Below are 17,726 nucleotides of genomic sequence, written 5' to 3' on the forward strand. Positions count from 1 at the left end.
GATACAGCCTTTTTTTCATTCTTAATCTTTATACACATGAAAAAAATAGCATTTTTCTTGCCAACCATATGGTTATTAATCGTTTTATCTGCTTGCTCAAGTGAGGAAAAAATAACTCCAACATTAAATATCCAAACCCCTGAAGCGGAATGGGTAATAGGAGCCGAAGCCAATTCACAACTCATCATTAAATTTACATCTACTTTACCTTGGCAAGCACACTGCAATGAAAAATGGATAGTACTATCTTCTTTGGAAGGAGAAACTGGTGAAAACAGCTTACGTATCTTAGCCAACGGCAGTAATGATACTGGTGAAGAACGAATTGCGATATTAACCCTTGAATCTGGCAACCTTACCCGCGAAATAAATATACGCCAATTAACAGATCCTTTATTAAGAACCAAGCAAACCAATTATACAGTTTCTAATAAAGGGGAAGATATTAATATACAATATACAACTAATCTTAAATCAGGGGATCTCGTTGTTGCATTTAAAGACAGCCCAAACTGGATTATAGTAAAAGATAAATCAAATTCTCGAGCTTTACAAGAAGGAGTAGTTACATTAACGATCAGTCCTAATGAAGAACGAAAAGAACGTAAAGGGCAATTTTGGCTACAATGGATAGATGAAAAAAACTCTAATGAAATATTGGCTACATCAGAACCCATTACTATAACCCAAGAGGCCGCTAATGTTGGAATATCAACCGATTATAGCCAAAACAAAAAAGTCTTTCAACTTCAGCAGCATAGCCAAGGATTGGGGATACCTTTAATATTTATGGGTGATGGTTTTCTCGATAAAGAGATAGAGAATGGTTATTATCGTCAAGTCATGGAAAAAGGCATGGAAAATTTCTTCACTGAAGAACCGGTAAAATCTTTGCGTGATTATTTCGACATCTGGTATGTTAATGTTGTATCAGCTAATAATGCTTTCGGAGACAACTATAGTACAGCTTTCAATTGTTGGTTGGAAGGAAACGGAAGTACCTTGATAGAAGGAAATCACGAAAGAGTAATGGAATATGCGATGAATGTGCCAACATTAAAAGAAAATCCCAATTTATTTAATGAAGCGACTTGTATTGTCATCCTCAATACTGAAGAATATGCTGGGACATGCTATTTCGGCTTTAATAATGGAATACAAACCATCAATCTTGCCATAGGCTATTGTCCTATGATTTATGGAATGGAAGATGACATGTTCCGTCGAGTGCTTTGTCATGAATGCATTGGACATGGCTTCAGCAAACTATTGGACGAGTATTCATACCAAGAAATGGGAAAAATACCAACCTCAGAAATATCAGAGACACAAAAAATGCAGGAACTAGGATGGGCAGCCAACGTAGACTTCACCAATGATCGGAATTCTGTTCTCTGGAGTAAATTTTTAAAAGACTCACGCTATCAGGGGAAAGACAATTATGATGAAACATTAGGCATCTATGAGGGAGCTTGCACATATTGGAGCGGTGCTTATAGACCAACCAATGAAAGTATGATGCGAAGCAATATGCATGGCTTCAATGCTCCTTCACGTGAGGCAATCTACAAGCGTGTGATGAGCACAGCATATGGAAAAGAATGGGAATACAATTATGAAGAATTTGTAGCATTCGACCAGGCCCATCTCCCAATGCCAACAGAAGCAACCACGCGTGCTACTTACAAAGAAGCAACTCGTCCATTCAGTTTACCAGTATTTACCAATATGACTATACGTTTCGCCTACTGATAATTATAAAACATAAAAGAGACAAACTTAAAACAAAGAATATCAACATCTAATTACTCAAAAAAAAAAAATCAAAAGCATCTAATAACAAAATCTCTATATATTCATCACATTAATTTATAGTTTTATATGCTTACTCAGGTTTATGTCTTCACGTACTCCTGAGTAAGTTTTTTATAAAAAATTAAAGTTAGAATAATAATCATCATCTCCAATTACAACGCCTCATATTTTACTCTTCAGAACAATAACTAATCATCACACATAAACTTTGTATTCGTCAGTCAAAATTCTGCAAAATTAAAACACACAAAATGTATTTTACACTTCTATTGACTTAACATTTTTCTGGCATCCGTACAATTATCCATATATGTGTACCATTCTCAGTTTAATCGTACAAATTCACCTGCTATAATTCATTCCTCAAACAGAACGAAAGTACTATCTTCGCAAAGCAATCAATACTTTCACTAACACATTTTCGATACCATGAAAATCAATATCTGTAAAAAGGGAATCTTACCATTATTGGCAGGGCTAATACTTTACAGTTCTTGTACAACAGAACAGCCAAATGAAACACTACCATTTTGGCACGGTCAAGAACGTCAACTCCGATACAAACCCGAAGGAGAGTACTTCGTCGGAAAGAATGGCGACAAACGATTTACGCGTGCTATTTACGGAACTAATACAGGATTCCGTTTCGAAACCAGCGATTATCCCGAAATAGGACTTTACATGCCCCGACTAGGCGGTAGCATATATATGGCACTACAAACTGCTGACACAACGATATGGATGAAAGATCTGAGTAGTATTGAAACACGGTTCAGGTCTGGAGAACGTCGCTACATCATACAAGATAAACAGTATCTGCAAAAAGGAACTATCTTGATCGATATGTTAGCCCTCAGCAATGCAGATGGGATGATTGCATCCATCCAAGGAGAGAATTTACCAAAAGGAGTGAAACTGATCGCCATTTATGGTGGTGCCAGTAACAAACGTTTTTCCCGAGAAGGAGATTTGGGTGCAGATCCCAAAGATTGCTTTTATATTAAACCAGAAAATTGCAAGGGAAACTCATTCCAGATAGAAGGATGCCAAATCACGAATTTCTACGGAAAGGGAAAACAAATCATGTCGCAAGATGAAGCTTATGAAAATAAAGAAGCTCTGAAAGACTTAAAAGTAACAAAAGAAATCACTCAAGATGCCGAACAAGTACAAGGCATATTCTCAGAAGAGGTTAGATTCAGGCTGGCAGACGGAGGAGCCATTGACAATCTGACCGAATTATTGGAATCTGAAGCCACAGAACAGCCAGTAGCAATAGCAACACTCCCCATCGGAAAAGGATGCAAATACATGGAATGGGTAAATCCTCGGACTATAAAAGGAAAGATTGACCTTGCAACAGATTTCAAGTTGGCACAAAACTTTCGCGAAAAGATTGCGGGAAGAATGAAAATAAATACACCAGACCCTTATATCAATACATTAGGAGGAATCTTTGCCGGCGCAGAGGATGCTGTTTGGGAAGCACCAAGCTACCTGCATGGAGCTATCGGATGGCGAATGCCACTCACTGGATGGAGAGCTGCCTATTTGGGAGACCTAATAGGGATGCACGACCGAGCCCGTATGCACTTCGACGGTTACGCCGCAGCTCAAATCACCAATATTCCGGTCAGTCTGCCGCATTTACAGGACGACGAACTCCATGGAGCACGTTCGTTAAAAAAATGGGGAACGCCCATGTACAGTAACGGTTACATCTGCCGGAATCCCAACCGCACAGATGCAATGCATCATTATGATATGAACCTGGTGTATATAGATGAACTATTATGGCATTTAAACTGGACAGGCGATCTAAACTATGCACGTAAAATTTTCCCTGTCATTAAACGACATTTACAATGGGAAAAGCAGACCTTTGATCCGGATAACGATCATCTTTATGACGCTTACTGCTGTATTTGGGCTTCAGATGCTCTCCAGTATAATGGTGGAGAAGTGACACACTCCTCTGCATACAATTACAGATCTAATAAAATGGCTGCCAAGATTGCTGAAAAATTAGGTGAAGATCCGACTCCTTATAAAAAAGAAGCAGAAGAGATTCTAAAAGCCATTAACAAGACACTATGGATTCCCGAAAAAGGCTGGTGGGCCGAATTCAAGGATAACATGGGAAACCAAATGTTGCATGAGAACGCTGCCGTATGGACAATCTATCATTCTATTGATTCAGACATACATGATGCTTTCAAAGCTTACCAGGCCACACGATACGTAGACAACTACATTCCACATATCCCAGTCGTAGCCAACGGGCTTAAAGACACGAACAACTACGTAATAAGTACTACCAACTGGCAACCTTATATGTGGTCCATCAATAATGTAGCTTTTGGTGAAATCGTACACACAGCTTATAGCTTCTGGCAGGCAGGACGTGCAGAGGAAGCTTTCAAAATGTTCAAAGGAGCTATCTTGGATGCCATGTATTTAGGATCGGGACCTGGAAACATCACACAAATATCACACTATGACGCAGCACGAGGAGAAATGTACAGAGATTTTGCAGATCCGGTCGCTGTGGGTGTCAGAGCTGTTGTCCAAGGAATGTTCGGCATTCTTCCTGATCTCATGAACAAAAGATTGGTTATTCGCCCCGGATTCCCCCAAGAATGGAACCACGCTTCATTAGAGACCTTGAATATGAAATACGATTTCAAACGCGAAGGGTACAAAGATTTCTATAAGTTTACGCCCACATTACAGACTGAGGGAAATCTTATACTGGAAGTGGAAGTACGTGGAAACGAGATAGACTACATTAAAATTAATGGAAAACAGACTGGATACCAAATATTGGAACCAAGCATTGGGATCCCTCGTATTGCTATAGAAGCAGGGGTGAAAGAAAACTATGACATTGAAATTGCTTGGATAGGGAAACGTGATAAATCGTCTCAAGAAATCCAGACAGAAGTAGCCTCAGGTAACCATTTGGATATCAGGATTGAAAATGCTGTAGAATTGTATGACCCACAACATATTCTCACAGAAGCAACTCTATCCGAAAACAGATTGCAAGGAACAGCGAATGGAGTAGAAGGCCATCGCACGCTCTTTGTAAAATATAGGGAAAACGACTTATCGTGGTGGATCCCTATTAATATACATATCTTACAACCGCTGGAAATTATAAATAACCCAGATTCCGACTCTCTAAAATTCATGCTGGTGAACCATACAGGAAAAGCAATCAAAGGAAATATGCAAATAAACAACACGACTAACGTAGAAAATGTAAACATCCCGGCCGGTGGTAAACAGACATTTACTTATCAGACGCCCATCGCTTCCATGGGTACAAACCGAATCACAATAAGTACTCCGGACAAAACCTATACACTGAAAGCTATAAACTGGAATCTACAGAATCCAGCATCAACCTTATATGATACAGTAAGTATGGACGCATATTTTAACGATGAAGTCAATAATATATTCGCATACGGGAAATATAAATCTCCACGATGGCCCTATACAACTTTGTGCGTACCAACTCAAGGAATGGGACAATGGTGCCACCCGAATGACCTGTCTCCAATAGAAGATACGGGGTTACGTTCAAAAGTAAAAAATGGCATATTCATAATGCCTCAAGGAATTCCATTCAGGACTTCTGCCACTGAAGGTAAAAAGAACATAGCCTTCACCACCTTATGGGACAATTATCCGGATTCACTGTCTATCGCATTGCATGGCAAAGCATCAAAGGCTTATCTATTGGTAGCCGCTTCCACTTATCACATGCAATCCCATTGTCTGAACGGAACCATAACCGTCCGATATAAAGATGGCACTGAAAACGTATTGGAACTGGTACTTCCTGAAAATCTACTTCCACTGGATCAGGACATATTTATTGATAACGCAGCATTCTACAGTAATGATCCACGACCATACAGAATACGTCTGAAAACAGGTGAGATAGATACCTATCATGCCGGAAAGCTTAAAAAACAGATGTCTAACAATCCCATCTATATAGAAGGAGGAATGGCTACTCTATTGGACCTACCACTTGATTCTGATAAAGAATTAGATCGGCTTTACCTGAAAACGATAGCTAACGAAGTTATTATCGGACTAATGTCGGTAACACTGGTGAGAGATTAGTACTATTCTAAAATCCAGAAAACGAAGAATAAATCACAATTTATAAACAAATAAATATGAACAGAAAAGGCATATTAATTCTTTTAGGAACGGTTGCAATGGCTAATCTCAATGTCATGCATGCACAGGATTTGCGTGAACGAACCTATTATTATGAGATTCTCTCACCGAATCATCAGGAAAAGCCAGATGTAGTAGGATTTGCAAAAGAAAGAGTTAAAGAGAATTTAAATCGAGGACTTACAGCCATTCCTACGATTGATGGTAAAGGAGTATATTTGAGCTGGAGATTGTTAGAAAGCGATGGAGATGATGTACAATTTCATGTATACAAAGACACAGATGGGAAACGTATTCGCCTGACTCAAAATCCTCTATCAAACACATGCGACTTTATCGATCTTCATCCATCTACTGAAAAGGTCCATTATGAAGTAAGATCTATAAAAGAGATTGATAACAAAAACATACTGGAAGGTTCGCAAATCAGTATAAAATTCAGCGAACTAACGAACTACAAATCTATAAAAATTAATCCTAATATTAAAGCAGGGAAAGTAGCTGTAGCAGATCTGAACGGAGACGGAACGTTCGACTACATCATACGAACTCCAGACAGTAATATTGACCCTGGAATGCCAGGAGACAAAAACGAAACTACCTATCAAATTGAAGCCTATCTGAGTGACGGAACGAAACTATGGAGTAAAGATTTAGGTTTAGGTATTGAACCCGGTATCTGGTACTCGCCCTTCATAGCTTATGACTTCAACGGCGACGGAAAAGCAGAAATTGCCATCAAAACCGCGCCCCAAAATGCTGCACGCAATGCCGAAGGAAGAGTTGATTCTGGTGAAGAATATTTAAGTATTTGGGATGGTATGACAGGCAAAGAATTAGCCAGAGTAAATTGGCCAGAACGCAATGAACGTTACGGCAATCTGGTCAGACAAAACAGAAACCAAATGGCTATGGCCTTTTTGGACGGAAAGACTCCTTCTATTTTAGCTTGTCGCGGAACATATAAACTAATGGTAGTAGATGCTTGGCAATGGGATGGGAAAAAATTAAAGAGACAATGGAGATGGGATGGAGATGAAGAAAACCCGATTGTTCGAAGCATGGGGGCACACAGCATTGTATGCGGAGATGTTGATGGAGATTTAAAAGATGAAATTCTACTTGGTTCCTGTATGCTTGATGATAATGGAACTCTACTTTGGTCGACTGGACTAGGACATCCCGATAAAGCCTATCTGACAGATATAGACCCTACAAGACCAGGATTAGAAGTCTTTTTATGCTTAGAGCCATGGCAAACCAATGGAAGAGGGGTATGCATGGTAGATGCTAAAACCGGTAAATCTATCTGGGACATAAACAGAAAGACCTTCCACGTAGGCGATGGGATGGTCGCAGATATAACTTCCTCGATGCCCGGATTAGAATGTTTTGCCAGCGAAGATCGCAAAGGTGGAAGCAATGACAAATATTTATTAAGTGCAAATGGAACCTATGTTCAAGTCAATGGAGAGATTCCAGGATGCCGTAACTGGGCATGGTGGGATGCAGATAAGATAAGAGAAACTTTCATATCCGGTCAACACAAAAATCAATCCAATATAATCAAATGGAAGGGAGAGACATTAACCCATAACATAGAAGGAAGTATTTTAATGATAGGTGACTTATACGGCGATTGGCGCGAGGAAATTGTAACGTCTCTCCCTGGAGAAATCAGAATCTATTCGACCAATATCCCTGCAAAAGACAGAAGAACATGTCTCATGCAAGATCCTATCTATCGAAGCTATATTTGCCAACGCTCCATGGGATATCCACAAGCACCCGTACCTTCTTATTACTTAGGAGAATAGTATGACAACAACTTGTTAAAGGAACAAGTTTATTCCTTGATGACCTAAAAAAGAAAGCAGAAGAAGGCTCTAAAGAATTAAATTTTAGAATCTCCTTCTGCTTTCGTAGCCCCGAGGGGAATCGAACCCCTATCTAAAGTTTAGGAAACTTCTATTCTATCCGTTGAACTACAAGGCCTTTAAATGAAAATCCTGCATCTGTGTGCAGGAATAGGCCACAAAGATAATACTTTCTGCCGATTTTCCGAAAAAAGTTTTGTTAATCCGATTAACTTTCCGACATTTGCGAACTGCGTTGAACGCATATCCATAAAATTAACCTAAGAAAATCCTAAGTTATGGCAAACGACATGATGGTCAAAGACCTGGACGAAGTGGTAGTACGCTTCTCCGGCGACTCCGGCGACGGAATGCAGCTCGCCGGCAACATCTTTTCAACAGTTTCGGCTACGGTAGGAAACGACATCAGTACTTTTCCCGACTATCCGGCAGATATTCGAGCACCGCAAGGTTCACTAACGGGTGTCTCAGGCTTTCAAGTGCATATCGGTGCACAGAAGGTATATACGCCAGGTGACCAGTGTGACGTGCTGGTGGCCATGAACGCAGCCGCACTGAAGACACAATATAAATTCGTTAAACCCAACGGTACAATTATCATCGATACCGACGCTTTTCAGAAGTCCGATCTTGAAAAAGCAGCCTTCCAAACTGAAAACCCTATCGAAGAGATGGGTATCAAGCAAGAAGTTATTGCCGCCTCTATCACTACGATGGTGAAAGACTGCTTGGCTTCCACAGGAATGGACAATAAATCCATCCTGAAATGCCGTAACATGTTCGCCGTCGGCCTAGTATGCTGGCTTTTCGACCGTGACCTCAAGATAGCCGAAGACTTCATCCGCGAGAAGTTCGGCAAAAAGCCCGAAGTGGCCGAAGCTAATATCAAGGTTATCCATGCCGGATGGGACTACGGACACAACACGCATGCCTCCATCGCACATGCCACTTGCCGCATCGAAAGCAAGGTGAAGGTACCCGGACGGTACATGGACATCACCGGCAACAAGGCTACAGCATACGGCTTCATCGCCGCTGCCGAGAAAGCCGGACTGAAACTGTTCCTCGGCTCCTACCCCATTACTCCAGCCACGGATGTGCTGCACGAATTGTCCAAGCACAAGTCACTGGGCGTAATGACCGTGCAGTGTGAAGACGAAATTTCAGGCTGCGCCACCGCCATTGGAGCCTCGTTTGCCGGCGCACTGGCCGTAACCTCCACCTCAGGCCCCGGTGTATGTCTGAAGTCCGAAGCCATGAACCTAGCTGTCATCACCGAGCTGCCGCTCGTGGTGCTCGACGTACAGCGCGGCGGTCCTTCCACAGGTCTGCCTACCAAGTCGGAACAGACCGACCTGCTACAAGCCCTCTTCGGTCGTAACGGTGAAAGTCCCATGCCAGTCATCGCAGCCACATCGCCTACCAACTGTTTCGACGCCGCCTATATGGCCAGCAAGATTGCCCTGGAGCACATGACCCCCGTCGTGTTGCTAACCGACGGCTACGTAGCCAACGGCTCGGGTGCCTGGAAGTTACCCAAGCTAGCCGAGTACCCGGCCATCAACCCGCCTTATGCGCCCGCCGACATGAAAGACAACTATACACCCTACCGCCGCAATCCCGAAACCGGTGTCCGCTATTGGGCTATCCCCGGTCAAGAAGGCTACACGCACATCCTGGGTGGTCTGGAAAAAGACAGTAATACGGGTGCCATCTCCACCGACCCGGAGAACCATAACCTGATGTGTCACCTGCGCGCCGAGAAGGTAGCCAAGATTCCCGTGCCCGACGTTCAGGTACAAGGTTGTGCCGACGATGCCGACCTGCTTATCGTAGGTTTCGGCGGTACATACGGACACCTCTATTCGGCTATGGACGAAATGATCAAAGCCGGCAAAAAGGTAGCCTTGGCGCACTTCAGCTTCCTGAACCCGCTACCTAAGAACACAGAAGAGGTACTGAAACGCTACAAGAAAGTAGTGGTAGCCGAACAGAACTTGGGACAGTTTGCCGCCTATCTGCGTATGAAGGTAAACAATTTCACTCCTTACCAATTCAACGAAGTGAAAGGACAACCCTTCGTCGTAGCCGAACTGGTAAAGGCATTCAACGAAATCATTAACCAATAAAATCGAGGAGGACACAATTATGAACGAATATACAGCTAAAGACTTCAAGAAAGGACAACCCCGTTGGTGTCCGGGCTGCGGCGACCACTTCTTCCTGGCCTCCCTGCACAAGGCCATGGCCGAAATAGGCAAGGCTCCGTGGGAAACAGCCGTCATCTCGGGTATCGGATGTTCCAGCCGTCTGCCCTATTATATGAATACGTATGCCATGCAGACCATACACGGCCGTGCAGCTGCTATCTCGACCGGCGCCAAAGTCACCAATCCCAATCTGGCCGTCTGGCAGATTTCAGGCGACGGTGACGGACTGGCCATCGGCGGCAATCACTTCATCCACGCCGTACGCCGCAACATCGACCTGAACATGATTCTGCTGAACAACCGCATCTACGGTCTGACCAAGGGACAATACTCGCCGACATCGCCCCGCGGCTTTGTCAGCAAGTCATCGCCCTACGGCACCGTGGAGGATCCTTTTCATCCCGCTGAACTGTGCTTCGGCGCACGCGGACGTTTCTTCGCACGCGCCGTTGCCACCGATGCTGCCGGCACGGTAGAAATCCTGAAAGCAGCCTACAACCATAAAGGTGCCGCCGTCTGCGAAATCCTCCAGAACTGCGTCATCTTCAACAACGGTACGCACGACTCTGTTTACAACAAGGAAGGACGCGCCAAGAACGCCATCTATCTGGAACACGGCAAGCCGATGATTTTCGGTGAAAACCGCGAATATGGCTTGATGCAGGAAGGCTTCGGCCTGAAAGTGGTGAAGCTTGGCGAAAACGGAATCACCGAGAAAGACATTCTGGTGCACGACGCCCACTGCATGGACAACACCCTGCAGCTGAAACTCGCTCTGATGGAAGGGCCGGACTTCCCCATCGCCCTCGGTGTCATCCGCGATGTGGACGAGCCGACCTACGACGAAGCCGTACATGCCCAAATCGAGGAAGTGAGCGCCAAGAAGAACTATCACAACTTCGAGGAGCTGTTGATGACCAATGATACTTGGGAAGTGAAATAAAATAGCGATCCATTCTCTATTTCTCAGGCACGAACGCATATATGCAGTTCGTGCCTGATCTGTTTTCATGAGTGTGGAATATTTCCACATCAAAATCACCGTTTTCTACAATATCTATTATAAAAGCCAAGTTTTAGCATTACCATATCAATCTATATATCAACGAATTAGAAAACACAAGCATTATTTGGTACATGATTTGTTGTTACCCCTATATTCAACCATATCAACAACATATATGAAAAACCAAATAATCAAAAAAATCAGATGGGCAGCAGTAATTGTTGTGATTTCATCACTTCCCCTTCATCTGCCCGCACAGAGAGCCGCATCTTCACAAGCGGATGAATACACAGTACAAACTCCACCAGACGAGAACACTCCACCAGACGGTGTGAAAAAGAAAATCGAAGGAACCGTAACCGATGAACAAGGTATCCCCATCATCGGTGCCACAGTGAGTGTCAAAGGACATCCGGACATCGGCGTGACAACCGACATCAACGGTAAATTCGCACTGGAAGTGACTCCACGTACCATTCTGGTCATCGCCTACCTGGGATATAACACCCAAGAGACCAGAGTCGGACAACGAAATTCCACCTACAACATTATCCTGAAGGAAGACAACCAAATGTTGGAAGAAGTGGTAGTAGTGGGCTATGGCACCGTAAAGAAAAGCGACCTGACCGGATCGGTATCGACTGTAGGTTCCCGAAGCTTTGAAACCCAACCGGTAAAAAGTGTATCCCAGATTCTACAAGGAAGAACGGCCGGTGTAGAAGTGACAAACAGCAGCGGTATGCCCGGTGCCGGTGCAAAGGTACGCATCCGAGGCACCACCTCTATCAACAAAAGCAGTGATCCGCTTTACGTCATCGACGGTATCATCTCATCGAGCGGCCTTGACGGACTGAACCCACAAGACATTCAGTCTATGGAAGTATTGAAAGATGCATCCTCCACCGCCATCTACGGTTCGCGAGGAGCCAACGGTGTCATCCTCGTAACAACCCGTAACGGACAGGAAGGACGGGCCAAGGTGACCTTTGACGCTCAAATTGGACTGGCAGCCGTCAGAAAAGACTACGACCTGCTTAGCCCTTACGAATACGCACTGGCCCTGAATGACATCCGAGGATCACAAACCATCTCGGCCGCCGATCTGGAGGCCTATAAGAACGGAACGAAAGGAATCAATTGGGTGGACCTCATGACCCGTACGGCCCTGACCCAAGATTATAGTATAGGAATCTCGGGAGGTACGGAAAAGGTAAAATACCTCCTTTCGGGTAATGTACTCGACCAGGAGGCAGTCACCATCAACTCCAAATACAAGCGCTATGGTTTCCGTGCCAATATCAACGCAGACCTGCGCCCCTGGCTATCCATCTCAACCCGCTTGAATACGGCCATTATTCATCAAGAGAACGGAGCACCAAGCTGGTTCCACGTACTGAATTTCTCACCTACCATGGAGCTGCGCGATCCTGAGACTGGTATTTATAACAACGACCCCTACAATATCGGAACCGGTAACAACCCGTATGGCGTGGCAATGGAAAACTACAGCGACTCTTACAGCTATAACGTCAACGCCAACCTGACACTGCTCTTCAAGATTGCCAAGGGACTGACATTCTCCGTACAAGGCGGATACGACTACGACCATAGTCCTTCCTATTCGTTCAGTTCCAAGCTGGTAGCTCCGGGTGCCATCAACAGCATGAACAACAGCAGCAGCCTGCACCGCTACTGGCAGAACACCAACAACCTGAGCTACCAAGGAGAATTCGGTGATCATACCCTGTCGGCCACTGCCGTATGGGAAATCAGCCACAGCACCGACACGGGCCTCAGTGCCGGAGGTTCGAACCTGAATAACGAAAGCGTAGGCTACTGGAACATCGGCAATGCCGCTGTACGTACCGAAAGCAATTCATACGTCGAATCTTCCCTGGCATCGGGTATCTTCCGACTGGGCTACGACTATAAAAAGCGCTACTTTCTGACCGCCTCCCTTCGTGCCGACGGTTCGTCGAAATTCCAAAAGAACCACCGATGGGGTTGGTTCCCCTCGGCTGCAGTGGCATGGGATATCGCCCAAGAAAAATTCATGGAAAACCAACATATCCTGAAACAACTGAAACTGCGTGCCAGCTACGGTGTCACTGGTAACGAAGCCATTTCTGCCTACAGTACCTTGGGTATGCTTTCAAGTACCACCTATGGCTGGGGAACCACAACCGGATACACAGGTTACTGGGGAAATCAATTTGCGACTCCCGACCTTACATGGGAAAAAACTTATCAGTATGACGTAGGTCTCGACTTGAGTCTTTTCGGCGTGGACCTCACGGTGGACTGGTTCAAGAAGCGTACGGTCGATCTGCTCTTCCAAAAGCAAGTCCCCCGATACAACGGCGGTGGTACCTACTGGGTGAACCAGGGTAAGCTGAACAATACCGGTGTCGAATTCTCATTGAGTACTTTCCCGGTGAAAAGTACCGTCGTATGGGAAACCAGTTTCAACGCCGCCTATGTAAAGAATGAAGTCATAGACCTGGCCGGCAACGACTTTGTACTCAGTGCCAACTACAGCGATCTGGGCGGTGCCATGCAGATTATGAAACCCGGCTATCCGTTAGGCTCGTTCTATGTATATCAATGGAAAGGCTTTGATGAAAACGGCGCCAACCTCTACCAGAAAGCCGATGGTACACTGACCACCTCTCCCACCTCAGACGACCTTGTCATCAAGGGACAGGCCAGCCCCAAATGGACACTGGGATGGAACAACACCATCACGTGGAAGAACTGGACACTGAACTTGTTCTTCAATGCAGCTACCGGATATAACCGTCTGAACATAAGCCGTTTCACGACGGCCTCCATGAGCGGTGTGTCACGTTTTATCACTCTGCGCGATGCCTATTTCAAAGGATGGGACTACGTTACCGACAAATCCGAAGCCCTCTATCCCAGCATCAGCAATACCGATAACAAGAGTTATGCCAATTCCGACTTCTGGCTGGAAGACGCTTCGTTCATCAAACTGAAGAATATCAGTCTGTCCTACAACATTCCGCGTAAAGTGGCCAAATTCGCCGGCATACAATTGACGGTCAGTGCACAAGACTTGTTGACCATCACCAAGTACAAGGGTATGGATCCCGAAGTATATTCAAGCTACGACGGACTGGACTACGGTGCCTATCCCATACCACGAACATTCACCTTTGCCGTGAAACTCAGATTCTAACCACTCACTAAAAGAATAAGAACATGAAAACTCATCTGTATATCAAAAACATACTCCTGGCAGCCACAGTAGCTCTCAGCCTCTCGGCCTGCGAGGATTTCCTGACCGAAAAACCTTACGGACAATTGACGACCGAAGGTTTCTTCAGTAGTAAGGAAGACTTGGACGCATCGCTCAACGCTCTCTATTCCGTCGTAGCCACTTCACAGGGACAAAACAACTACTGCGGCACCAATTTCTTGGCCGGTGACGACATCTCCACCCATCCCGCCAGTAACAAGCAGCCTCTGCGCGAGCATGACCAATACAGCGTCAGCGACAACAACTCGTGGCTGGTAAGCATGTGGGAACAGCGATACAAGGTCATCAAGGCCGCCAACTTCATCATCAACAATGCCGAACGTACGCCCGACGTCAGTGCCGAGGACATCAAGCAGGCACTTGCACAAGCTCATTACTGGCGGGCCTACTCCTACTTCTATCTGGTAACTACTTGGGGTAAAGTACCTGTCATGCTGGAAGAGGAAATAGACTACAACGCTCCCCTGAAATCAATAGAAGAGGTGTACGAACTTATCCTTTCAGATCTGAAAATTGCCGAAGAAGGATGCCCTGCCATGTATAGTAGCGAACCCTACGCCCGCAATGGGATCAACATTGCCGTCAGCCAAGGAGCCGTTAAAGCCACCATGGCCTATATATATATGTGTATGGCCGGCTGGCCGCTCAACAAAGGAACGGAATACTACGACCTAGCCGCCCAAAAAGCTGAGGAAGTGATAGACGGAGCCGAAAACGGGACCTATTACTACAAACTGCTGGACCAGTACAGCCAAGTCTATTCAATGGCCTACAACGAAAACAATCCCGAAGTGCTGCTCGGTGTATATTATAACCGTGACCGTACCGCCCAAATGATTCCACTGACTGACTTCCTGCTTGACATGAAGCAAGGCGGATGGGGCGACACCAATGGCGAAATCAAGTTCTGGAAAGAATTCCCCGAAGGGCCGCGTAAAGATGCCACTTATTTCCCCAAAATAATGTTGGCCGACGGGGAACTGCACGACTGGTGGTACGACACAGATCCTCCTTCACGTGAAGTGGTGGCTCCTGTCTTTATGAAAACAGCCGAAAGCTCGGCAAGAGGTATGGAATTTGACTACACCGACCCGACACCTCTTTCAGCAAACGGTGAAAAAACCGTGCAAATCATCCGCCTATCGCAAGTATATTGCTGGTATGCCGAAGCAATAGGACGTTCGGGAAAAGTAACCGCCAAGGCAGTGGAGATGCTGAACCGTGTACGTAACCGCGCCGACGGAGAAGCTTCCAATATCTATTCAACCTCCATGACACCCGAACAATTGGCCGAAGCCGGATACAATGAACATGGATGGGAAATAGCCGGATATTATTGGGCCGGACTGGCCAGCCGCGCCCGCGACATGTTCCGCATGTACCGCTACAAGGAACATTTCGAATTCCGCAAGGAAAATCCCGAAATCGAGGTTGCACCGGGTATCTTCCGAAAAGAAGCCGTAGCGGTCAGTGGTACGTGGGACGACAGCCGTATGTATTCGCCCTACCCCTATGAAGATGCAATATTAAACCCGAACTTGAAACAATAACGTATTCTTAGGAAATAACAATTCCAGGAAATAACGGGTCACCCCATATTCCGTTATTTCCTGGAATTGTTTGCATACAGCAGAAACTATCCAAGGGAAATAGCTATATTTGCCTCATCATCCAACATCTGTATGCCATGAAACAAACATTTTCAGCACTCTACGCTCTTTCTATTTTCCTTCTGTCGGCCATCAGTGCCGATGCACAAACCATCCAACCCGTCGAACCACCAATCATGGGTTGGAGTTCGTGGAACACTTACCGCATCAACATCAACGAAAGCCTCATCAAACGGCAAGCCGAAGCCATGGTATCGCTCGGACTGAAAGATGTAGGCTATCGGTACATCAACATCGACGACGGCTTCTTCGGATACCGCAACGAAAAGGGGATACTGCAAACCCACCCCAAACGTTTCCCAAACGGCGTCAAGTGTGTAGCCGACCACATTCACCGCCTCGGACTGAAAGCCGGTATCTACTCCGATGCCGGAGCCAACACCTGCGGTTCACTTTGGGATGCCGATCCCAACGGGGTAGGCGTTGGTCTGTACGGCCACGAAAAGCAGGATGCCGACCTCTACTTCAACCAATGGGGCTTTGACTTCATCAAGATAGACTATTGCGGTGCCGGACAGCAACTCGATTTGGATGAACGTGAACGTTATACAGCCATCAGCAAAGCCATTCGAGAAGTGTGTCCACGTGACATCTCGGTCAACATCTGCCGATGGGCCTTTCCCGGCACCTGGGCACGCGGCCTGGCCCGTTCGTGGCGCATCAGCGGCGACATATCCCCCCACTGGAGTTCCGTGAAGTCCATCATCCGGAAAAACCTCTACCTCTCTGCTTATGCCAGAAACGGACACTACAACGACATGGATATGCTGGAAATAGGCCGAGGCCTTACACAAACGGAAGAGGAGGTACACTTCGGGATGTGGTGCCTCATGAGCTCTCCGCTACTCATCGGGTGTGACCTGACGACCATTCCCGATTCCTCCCTGAAACTACTGAAAAACGAGGAACTGATAGCGCTCAACCAGGATCCACTAGGTCTCCAGGCCTATGTAGTACAACACGAAGGCGAAGGATATGTATTGGTGAAAGACATCGAACAGCTACGCGGCAATGTGCGTGCCGCTGCCCTTTACAATCCGTCGGACAGCACATGTGCCTTCCATGTTCCGCTGGACCTACTTGAATTGGACGGGAAAGTGAAAGTACGCGACCTCGTGAAGCAAAAAGACGAAAAAGCAATCCGAGAATATCTGTCGTATACCTTACCGCCGCACAGTGTAAAAATTCTGCGCCTCGAGGCAGAACAACGCCTCGAACCCACCCGCTATGAAGCCGAATGGGCTTACCTTCCTCTCTACAATGACCTGGGCAAACAGAAACGCATCATCAGTCCCCAACCCTTTGAAGGAGTTTCGGGACGAATGATTGTAACCCACATCGGCGGAAGCAAAGACAACTACATGGAATGGAGCAACGTCCATAGCGACAAAGGGGGCAGCTACACACTGACCATCGCCTACCTGCCTCCCGAAGCGGGAAAACGCGAAGTGAACGACCGTCTCATCGAGGTAGAAGTAAATGGACACGCCTACGCTCCCATTAAGAAGTTGGCGAAAAACCGCTCCGAAGGTATCTGTACCGTCAGCTTACCCGTCCGATTGGAACCCGGCCGCAACACCATACGTCTGGGCAGCGCCTACACCTGGACACCGGACATCGACTGCATCACGCTCGAACCACAATCCTAAAGGATGATAATGAAAGAAG

Annotated in this window: 8 protein-coding genes and 1 tRNA gene; 8 read left to right on the plus strand and 1 reads right to left on the minus strand. The window is 45.8% G+C overall.

Annotated features, from left to right (window positions below):
• Positions 1-36 precede the first annotated feature (36 nt).
• The 3 genes from BQ8005_RS11105 (at position 37) to BQ8005_RS11115 (ending at position 7,832) form a co-directional block, all read left to right on the plus strand.
• Entirely contained in the window at positions 37-1,752 is a 1,716-nt protein-coding gene (locus BQ8005_RS11105) for a M64 family metallopeptidase (RefSeq protein ID WP_075318086.1), read from the plus strand.
• A 492-nt stretch (positions 1,753-2,244) separates the two neighbouring features.
• Positions 2,245-5,955, plus strand: a complete 3,711-nt coding sequence (locus BQ8005_RS11110) for a DUF4450 domain-containing protein (protein ID WP_075318087.1) — start codon at positions 2,245-2,247, stop codon at positions 5,953-5,955.
• Between the two features lie 56 nt (positions 5,956-6,011).
• The gene (locus BQ8005_RS11115; RefSeq protein WP_075318088.1) at positions 6,012-7,832 is read left to right on the plus strand and encodes a rhamnogalacturonan lyase family protein; all 1,821 of its coding nucleotides are present in this window, start codon (positions 6,012-6,014) and stop codon (positions 7,830-7,832) included.
• A gap of 106 nt (positions 7,833-7,938) precedes the next feature.
• Here BQ8005_RS11115 and BQ8005_RS11120 read toward each other — a convergent pair.
• A tRNA-Arg gene (locus tag BQ8005_RS11120) sits at positions 7,939-8,010 on the minus strand.
• Positions 8,011-8,170: 160 nt separating this feature from the next.
• Here BQ8005_RS11120 and BQ8005_RS11125 point away from each other — a divergent pair.
• The 5 genes from BQ8005_RS11125 to BQ8005_RS11145 all read left to right on the plus strand — a co-directional run bounded on the left by BQ8005_RS11125 (position 8,171) and on the right by BQ8005_RS11145 (position 17,707).
• Positions 8,171-10,021, plus strand: coding sequence for a 2-oxoacid:acceptor oxidoreductase subunit alpha (locus BQ8005_RS11125; RefSeq protein WP_075318089.1), 1,851 nt, complete (start codon positions 8,171-8,173; stop codon positions 10,019-10,021).
• 19 nt (positions 10,022-10,040) lie between these two features.
• Positions 10,041-11,045 (plus strand): 2-oxoacid:ferredoxin oxidoreductase subunit beta, encoded by a 1,005-nt coding sequence (locus BQ8005_RS11130; protein WP_075318090.1) that lies wholly within the window; start codon positions 10,041-10,043, stop codon positions 11,043-11,045.
• 238 nt (positions 11,046-11,283) lie between these two features.
• Positions 11,284-14,307: a SusC/RagA family TonB-linked outer membrane protein gene (locus BQ8005_RS11135; RefSeq protein WP_021847343.1), complete on the plus strand. Its 3,024-nt coding sequence runs from the start codon at positions 11,284-11,286 to the stop codon at positions 14,305-14,307.
• A gap of 23 nt (positions 14,308-14,330) precedes the next feature.
• The gene (locus BQ8005_RS11140) at positions 14,331-15,938 is read left to right on the plus strand and encodes a RagB/SusD family nutrient uptake outer membrane protein (RefSeq protein WP_021847344.1); all 1,608 of its coding nucleotides are present in this window, start codon (positions 14,331-14,333) and stop codon (positions 15,936-15,938) included.
• A gap of 137 nt (positions 15,939-16,075) precedes the next feature.
• Positions 16,076-17,707, plus strand: coding sequence for an alpha-galactosidase D (locus BQ8005_RS11145; protein WP_075318091.1), 1,632 nt, complete (start codon positions 16,076-16,078; stop codon positions 17,705-17,707).
• Positions 17,708-17,726: the final 19 nt, after the last annotated feature.

The sequence above is a fragment of the Bacteroides togonis genome (genome assembly GCF_900130135.1).
In the GTDB taxonomy this organism is placed as follows: Bacteria; Bacteroidota; Bacteroidia; order Bacteroidales; family Bacteroidaceae; genus Bacteroides; species Bacteroides pullorum.

What these genes read in the sequence shown, in the direction of transcription:
- BQ8005_RS11105 (WP_075318086.1), top strand. Translation starts at nt 37, where the DNA reads ATGAAAAAAATAGCATTTTTCTTGCCAACCATATGGTTATTAATCGTT.
- BQ8005_RS11110 (WP_075318087.1), top strand. Translation starts at nt 2,245, where the DNA reads ATGAAAATCAATATCTGTAAAAAGGGAATCTTACCATTATTGGCAGGG.
- BQ8005_RS11115 (WP_075318088.1), top strand. Translation starts at nt 6,012, where the DNA reads ATGAACAGAAAAGGCATATTAATTCTTTTAGGAACGGTTGCAATGGCT.
- BQ8005_RS11125 (WP_075318089.1), top strand. Translation starts at nt 8,171, where the DNA reads ATGGCAAACGACATGATGGTCAAAGACCTGGACGAAGTGGTAGTACGC.
- BQ8005_RS11130 (WP_075318090.1), top strand. Translation starts at nt 10,041, where the DNA reads ATGAACGAATATACAGCTAAAGACTTCAAGAAAGGACAACCCCGTTGG.
- BQ8005_RS11135 (WP_021847343.1), top strand. Translation starts at nt 11,284, where the DNA reads ATGAAAAACCAAATAATCAAAAAAATCAGATGGGCAGCAGTAATTGTT.
- BQ8005_RS11140 (WP_021847344.1), top strand. Translation starts at nt 14,331, where the DNA reads ATGAAAACTCATCTGTATATCAAAAACATACTCCTGGCAGCCACAGTA.
- BQ8005_RS11145 (WP_075318091.1), top strand. Translation starts at nt 16,076, where the DNA reads ATGAAACAAACATTTTCAGCACTCTACGCTCTTTCTATTTTCCTTCTG.